We start from the raw sequence: 7,305 nt of genomic DNA, 5'->3' as shown, positions 1-7,305 counted from the left end.
CGCTTCGTATGGCCGAGAGGGCCTGGAAGTTCGGTGCAAAATCCGAGGCGATGAGCGCCGAACAGCGCCGGCTGTTCTACGCAGTGCGAATCAAATCGCCTTGGCGCGCGGAATCGTCCAACTGCCGTCCAGCAGCGAGGGCGGCGTGTCCTTCGGCCAATAGAGTCGCATCATGAGGATGAAGCCATCCTTCGGCGCCGGCAGCCAATTCTCTTCCTTGTCTGCCCCGGGCGACTCGTTCTGGATGTAGAGGTCGACCGATCCGTCGGCATTGGCCTTGAGCTTGTTGCGCTGGCTGACTGTGTAGCGGTTGAGCGGGTTTGGCACGAAGAAGTAGTCGGTGTCGTACATCGTCAACGACCAGAAGCCGTTGACCGGAGGCAGGTGGCCCTTGGCGAAGTGCATCACATACTTCTTCGAGCCGTGGTACTTCTGCAGCACATCGGGACCGGTGGATGTGGGATAAACCGCGTCCTGTGGCCGGTTGGCACCGAGACCGATCGCGGTGATCAGCGCCCGTTGGATGTAGTTGGTTCCGTACAAGCCGGTCTTGGTCGTGAACGCCCAGCCGTTCTTGAGCTTGAAGTCGCCGGCGAGCACGCCCTTCTTCATCCAGCCCATGATTTTTCGCTGTGCCGTCTTGGGCGCTTGCGCAAGGCCCTTGCTGACCGAAGGGTTGAGCTTGGAGGCATCGAAGTCTCGTCCCGGAACAACGCCGAGCTTCCCCAGCTTGGCGACCATCGGAGCGTCGGCCGCGGACGGCGGATTGGTCTTGAGCAACTGAGCGAAGAGCGCGAAGTAGCTGGCCGCATCCATCGCGTTGACTTGCTCACGTACTGCGGTCTTGGAGTCGAAGCTCGGATCGACCGTGCCAGGCGGCGGGGTGAAGGGCTTGCCATAGGAGGAGAGCGGCACCGCGGTCATCTGGTCCTGCAGCGCATGGACTGCCGCGTAGTCCTCGGGTGTGCCGGTGCAGTAGATGCGCCCGAGCATCCACACCATGCCGGTCGGTGACTTGTACTGCTTGACTCCGGGCGGCAATGTTCCCTTCCAGCCCGGACCGGTGATGGCGAACTTCTGAGGTCCGGTGCCGGTGGTGCGTTTGCCGGGGACGTCAAAGACGTTGGTCCAGCCATCCAGCATCGGCAGCAGAAAGTAGCGGCCCTTCATGTCCGGTGTAGAGACGATCCACGGCTCCTCTGTCACGTCCAGCCAGATGATGGTGTACAGCGTATCGGCATTCGGTGCCGTAACCGCATGGTCGTCCACCGGCGGGTACCCGCGCAGCCTCAGAAACTGGCCCATTGGCGCCTTGCTTGCCTCGGGCGTCGCGACGTTGGTCAGGCTGCGTCGGGTCAGTTCCATCGTGACCAACGGGTAGGCGTAGATGTACGCCTCGATCGCGAGATCGCGTGCCTCTCGCGCCTTGACATCGGTTTCGACGTCCGTGAGCCCCTCTTCGACAGCGTCCTTGGCGTCGATCAAGAGGCCATCAGCGGCATATGCGCTCGGCACCCATGCGCCGAGCGCTCCCAAAGTCATGGCGAATACTGCCTCGCGTCGCGTCGGCTTTTCATGCATTCCGATTACTCCTCAAGTTGTTCCGCCCGAGCTTGTGCGCAGGTCGTGCTCGTCCTCGCGAGTGGTTGGAACATATCCGGCGCGGCATCGAGGGGTAATTGGACTTTAGGCATATTGCCAATCGCGGAAGCGGGCGGACGAGACAACGGGCGGCCGCTTCTGACCGGCTGACGGCGAGAGTCAGTCTGCACGCCCAARATCGCTTTCTTTCAAGATGGAACGCCCGCGCGTTTACATCTCAGCATACGAACGGCCGCTTCAGAGCAAGGCGAACAGCTGCTTCGGGCCCGGAGCTCCATTCCGGCTGATTGGATAGCTGCCGTTCGATGGGCCCTGGTCGCCGAGCCGGGGCCCAGCTCGAGCAACGGCTACGTCTGCACCACCTTGAAACCGGCCGTCGATGCTGAATCTCCATGGCACCGGGATGACAGGAATCCGGCTTACAGCGTGAGTTCGCCGGCCTGCTGGGAAAGACGGCAACCGCTGCATACCTGCTGTACTGGGTGCGCTGGCGAAAGGCAGGGTAGGGCCATCACCATAAGAAGCCGGCCGACGTCTCCGACGGCGACGTGGTCAGCGGGTAGGCGTGGCGTTCTTTTGACCAGGTTGAGCAACATGGCGAGCTGGTCGACGCTTGCGCTTGAGAGCTGCGATCTTGGCGTTGTACTCCGACATGACCGATGCTTCGGACTCCTCGGTGCAGGCTCTCTCCCCGGTCCTACTGCGTCAGCCAGAGTTGGATCAGATTGGTCGAAAGGGCGTACTTCTTTGCCGCAACGCGCAGGCCGATGGCGCCATGTGGATGTCCTGGCAATGCTGGACCTGAACTCCGGCGCGGGGCGCCAGCATGTACCTCTTGATGACTTGACGTCTCCTGGTTGAAGGCCCCGCCCAACGTATCGGTTCTGCTTCGCCCCGTGGCGGGGCACACTCCAAGAGATAGGCATCATAATGCCATTATCAGGGAGGAAAATGCACTCATCTTGGGTGGATTTGGCTCAAATCCCGCTTCATAGGGTATCTACTGCTTGGGCGACATGCATTATGTTGCATGATATTCCTCGCAACGAAATTTGCTCGATCATCACTCTGACGCACGAACAAGGAGACACCGAATGTCCCGAAAGCCCCCATCGGGCCCGCCAAGCCTGGCCGCCGCACCTTTCTTCGCGGAAGTGGCGCGGCCGCCGTGGCGACGACGGCCACGCCCGCCATGCTGGCCGCCTGCGGCGGTGGCTCGTGGCTTGCGCCCGGAGGTTTAGGCGGCCCTCGCACCCCGAAAGCGCCGGCTTTGGAGATCGTGGGTGACACCGCGATCACGTTGACCGAGGGCACCAATCTCGCCATGGCCCTGTCACCCGACGGCAAGCAGATCGCGATGGACCTGCAAGGCATCCTGTGGATCCTGTCCATCGAAGGCGGCCAGGCACGTCAKCTTACCGGCTACTTCGACGACATCGGCCGTCCCCATTGGTCGCCTGATGGCCAGACCATCGCCTTTCAGTCGTACCGTTCGGGCAACTTCCATGTCTGGACGATCCGGGCCGATGGCACGGATCTGACGCAAATCACGACTGGTGCATACGRTCACCGGGAGCCGCGCTTCTCTCCGGATGGCAAGGAGATCGTTTGCGCGTCGGATCGCAGTGGCAGTTACGCGATCTATGTCGTCAACCTGGCCTCGGGTGATGTGCGACAGGTGGCCGACACCCCGGACGAAGACGGCGAACCGGTGTGGTCACCTGACGGTCAACACATCGCTTTTTCGGCGGGCGGACGTATCCTTGTGGTTGCTTCGGATGGTGCTTCGAAGCCGGAGGTGATCGTTGCTTCGGGCTCCAACAGTGCACCCGCGTGGACGCGCGACGGTCGGGGGCTGGTGTACTGCGTCACCACCAATGGCGCTACTCAGCTGGTGCGTTCGGGCACGCCGATCTCGCAGGAGGGCGAAGATGTGTTCCGCTTCCCTGTGGCATGGCTGTCGGACACCGAATACGTCTACACCGCCGATGGTGCGATCAAACGCGCAACCGTTGCTGGTGGTGGCCGCGCCATTCCTTTCGCCGCCCAGGTCATGGTGGTGGGCCCGCAGACCTATACCAAGCGTCGGCGCGATTTCGATTCGACGCAGGATCGAGCGGCGAAAGGCATCGCCAGCCCGCAGATCTCGCCCGATGAAACGCGTGCCGTTTTTGTCGCCCTGAATCAGGTTTGGCTGGTCGAGCTGAGCAGCGGTGAGCTCACCCGGCTCACACAGGACGGCTACTACAAATGCCACCCCGCTTGGTCGTCGGACGGCGTCCGACTGGTGTACTCCACCGACCGAGGCGGCAAGCTGGACCTGTGGGAGATGCAACTAGACTCGCGCGCCGAGCGCCAGATTACCAGGACCTCCTTCCCGTGCGTATCGGCGCGTTGGTCGCCTGATGATTCGCAACTGGCCTGCCTGGACAACAACGGCAACGTGCTGATCGTCAATGTCGCGGACGGCTCAACCCGCAAGCTGATCGGCCCGCTGTTTACGCCTGGTAGGCCGACCTGGTCCCCTGATGGCGCGACCATTGCGCTCTCGGCCATCAAACCCTACTCTGCACGCTACCCGCGAAGGCATCAGTGTGGTGCTGACCGTAAAGGTCGATTCCGGTGCGGCACGCTACGAGGCGGTGCTGCCCGATCGCTGCCTGGGGCCGCGCGGGGACGACGGCCCGATTTGGACCGCGCGCGGTCAGTTGGTGTTCGCGATGGCGAGTACCCTTTGGACGATGGCAGTCGATGCCTCCGGCGCCAAGGTGGCCGTCCCCAAGCGCATCAACGATGAGGTGACCGATGCCGTCAGTGTCAGCACCAGCGGCGAAAAGATTCTCTACTTGAGCAACGGCGTGCTGCGCACCATGGGTGTTCAGGGCGGGAGCGCGCAAAGTGTCCCCATGACTTTGACCTGGAAGCTCGCTAAGCCCACCGGGGACCACGGTCGTGCACGCCGGCCGCCTGTGGGACGGCCGCAAGTCAACGCTGGACACCGACATGGACATCGTCATCCAGGGCAACCGAATCGTGCGGGTGGAGCCGCACCAGGCGCGCACGGGCGTGCGCTGGATCGACGCGACCGCCTACACGGTCATGCCGGGCTTGATGGAGATGCACAGCCACATCCAGGGCAAGCACTTCAACACGGCCCTGGGGGACCGGGAAGGACGGATCTTCCTATCCTTCGGCATCACCACTACGCGCGGCCTGGGGGAACTGGCCTACCACTCGACCGAGCACAAGGAAGCCGTGGATTCGGGAGCGCGCATTGCGCCGCGCCACTTCGCCACCGGCGAAGCCTTCGATGGCTCCAAGATCTACTATGACGTGATGCGCGCCATTCACGACGACGAACAACTGGAGCGGGAACTGCAGCGCGCCAAGGCGCTGGACTACGACCTGCTCAAGTGCTACGTCCGTATGCCGCTGCGCTGGCAGAAACGGGTGATCGAGTTCGGCCATAAGTACGGCATCCCCTCGACCAGCCATTACCTCTTTCCGGGCGTCTCATTTGGCGGGGACGGCCAGGAGCACATGGGAGCGACCAGCCGATTCGGCTACAGGAGAACGGTGAGCCCCCTGGGCAAGACGTACGAGGACGTGAGGGTCATTTACCGTGCGACGCAGGCGTCACGCACGCCCACGCTTTTCGGCCTGGAGGCGATGGCCGCGGAGACGCCCACAATGATCAACGAGCCGCGCATGCGCGTGCTCTGGCCATCCTGGCAATACAACAGCGTCGCGCCCCGATTCACCGGGCAGACTGCACCGCTGAGCGTGTCCAACCGCAACAGCGTGCAGGGTGTGCAGATGCTGATGCGCGACGGCGCCAAGATCATGCAAGATACCGACTTTTACATCGTGGCGCCAGCATTCACGCTGCACCTGAACCTGCGTGCCATGGTCAAGGGAGGCCTGTCTCCTGTGGACACCCTGAAATCCGCGACCAGCATCCCGGGCGATTTCCTGGGGCAGGGACACGGCGCCATAGAAGCGGGCAAGCTGGCCGACCTGAGCTTTGTGAAGGGTAATCCGTTGGAACGGATCGAGGATGCAGCCGATGTAGTTGCAGTGATGACCGGCGGCTTCTACTACACCCAGGACGACCTGAAGGCGCCCTTCGACGGCAAGATGGGAGGGCCGATCGCGTCCGCCGCCGGACTGGACGCAAAGGCACGTGCCCAGGCCACGCATGCGCGGCCCGTGACCGCACGGCAGGCCTTCGCAGCGTCGACCAAACGCAGTGATTTCTGGTGGCACAACGAAACCTTCGTAGTCGAGACCATGAAGATGTGCTGCGTGCAGGTGTGAAGGACGCGCGCATCCAGATTCTGGTGACCGGCTTCCTGGGGGCCGGCAAAACAACCTTGGTGCGTGCCATGCTCGCGGAGCCGACGTGGAGTTCCGGCACGGCAGTCATCGTCAACGAGTTCGGTGACGTGGGGGTCGACGGCACCATCCTCAGCGAAGGGGGCGTGGACTTGATCGAGTTGAGCAACGGATGCCTGTGCTGCACATTGCGTGACTCGGCCGAAACCGCGCTCACGCAACTCATGGCCAGGTCCGGCATCGAGCGCATCGTCATTGAGGCTTCCGGTGCGGCCGTACCGATTGACCTGAAGGGGGTGCTGGCCCGGCATGCTTCCCGCGACGACATCTCTCTCGGCCCGCATGTGGGCGTGATCGACGCCGCGCGCTTCCTCGTGCTCGACAGGATGCTCGGTGAGTTCCTCGAACACCAGATCCGCAACGCGGATCTAGTGCTCCTGAACAAATCCGACGCCATCAGCAGCGAGACGCTGGCGCAGGTCCGTGCCCGCGTGGCTAGCGTGCAACCACAGACCAAGGTGCTTACGACGGTTCACTGTGCGCTGGATATTCCGTACTGGCTGTCGCAAGGCCGTCATCAGTTGCCCGCTGAGGACGAGAGCCAAGGCACGCCGAGCGGCATCCACGGAGCGGCGCACCTGGCCTTTGAGTCGCGTGTCTTGCGCATGGCCCCAGATTTGCCTGCAGGCTGGATAGAGCGCTGTTTCGATTCGACCTTGCCCGGGCTGATGCGCGCCAAGGGCTTCGTGTGCATCGAAGGTCGCGGTCATCTGGTGCAGTACGCGGGTGATGCGGTCGAACTGACCCCGGACGACCATGGGCGGGAGCCGGAATTGCTCTTCATCGGGCTGGACCTTGATGTGAACGAGATCGAGCGTCGCTTTGGCGCCTGGGGTACCTGGCTGCCCATGGCGCGCTTGTCCACACGCCGATCCGGACAGCGCCTGGCGTCCATGGCCTGAGCAATCGTCATAGCGCCTGTTCAAAGGCATCTTCGAGTGCGAGAAGCTTGGACTCCCTCAATGACCTCATCAACGAGCAAGAAGGAATCGGCAATGAGCCGGCATAGGGCAGATGCGCGACAACGAAATCTTATGGGGCTCATACATTCACGAGGACACGGTCGAGCGAAATGTCTCAGAAAGACTGACTGCTGTCGTTCGCCTTTGCCTGGTCGAATGTCGGCGGCTGACGATTGCAGACCTTGGCACTTTCTTCGCGCACGCACCCTCGAAACTAACCTTGGTCGACATCGTCGAGGAAATTCGAGTTCCACGACAGCGGACGGTCGCGCATGGCACCGAACGATCAGGACGAAATCGTGTGTGAACGGCTGATCCGCACGTTGCGAACCGGCGCTAAGGGCAC

General features: G+C 62.4%; 4 protein-coding genes. 3 read left to right on the top strand and 1 reads right to left on the bottom strand.

Annotation, left to right across the window (positions count from 1 at the left end):
• Positions 1-90: 90 nt before the first annotated feature.
• A complete protein-coding gene (locus AC1DY5_RS34980) occupies positions 91-1,581 on the bottom strand; it encodes a DUF1254 domain-containing protein (protein ID WP_478118998.1) in 1,491 nt (496 codons plus the stop codon).
• Between the two features lie 1,300 nt (positions 1,582-2,881).
• Here AC1DY5_RS34980 and AC1DY5_RS34975 point away from each other — a divergent pair.
• The 3 genes from AC1DY5_RS34975 to AC1DY5_RS34965 all read left to right on the top strand — a co-directional run bounded on the left by AC1DY5_RS34975 (position 2,882) and on the right by AC1DY5_RS34965 (position 6,899).
• Positions 2,882-4,399 carry a hypothetical protein gene (locus AC1DY5_RS34975; RefSeq protein ID WP_478118996.1) on the top strand — a complete coding sequence of 506 codons (1,518 nt, stop codon included), beginning with the start codon at positions 2,882-2,884 and terminating at the stop codon, positions 4,397-4,399.
• 155 nt (positions 4,400-4,554) lie between these two features.
• Positions 4,555-5,919, top strand: a complete 1,365-nt coding sequence (locus AC1DY5_RS34970; RefSeq protein ID WP_478118994.1) for an amidohydrolase family protein — start codon at positions 4,555-4,557, stop codon at positions 5,917-5,919.
• The gene (locus tag AC1DY5_RS34965) at positions 5,916-6,899 is read left to right on the top strand and encodes a CobW family GTP-binding protein (RefSeq protein ID WP_478118992.1); all 984 of its coding nucleotides are present in this window, start codon (positions 5,916-5,918) and stop codon (positions 6,897-6,899) included. The genes AC1DY5_RS34970 and AC1DY5_RS34965 overlap by 4 nt, the downstream gene beginning before the upstream one ends.
• Positions 6,900-7,305 lie beyond the last annotated feature (406 nt).

This window comes from Variovorax sp. P4_D9, assembly GCF_056401695.1.
The sequence above is the reverse complement of the archived record's forward strand: the minus strand, read 5'-3'. Positions and strand labels throughout refer to the sequence as shown.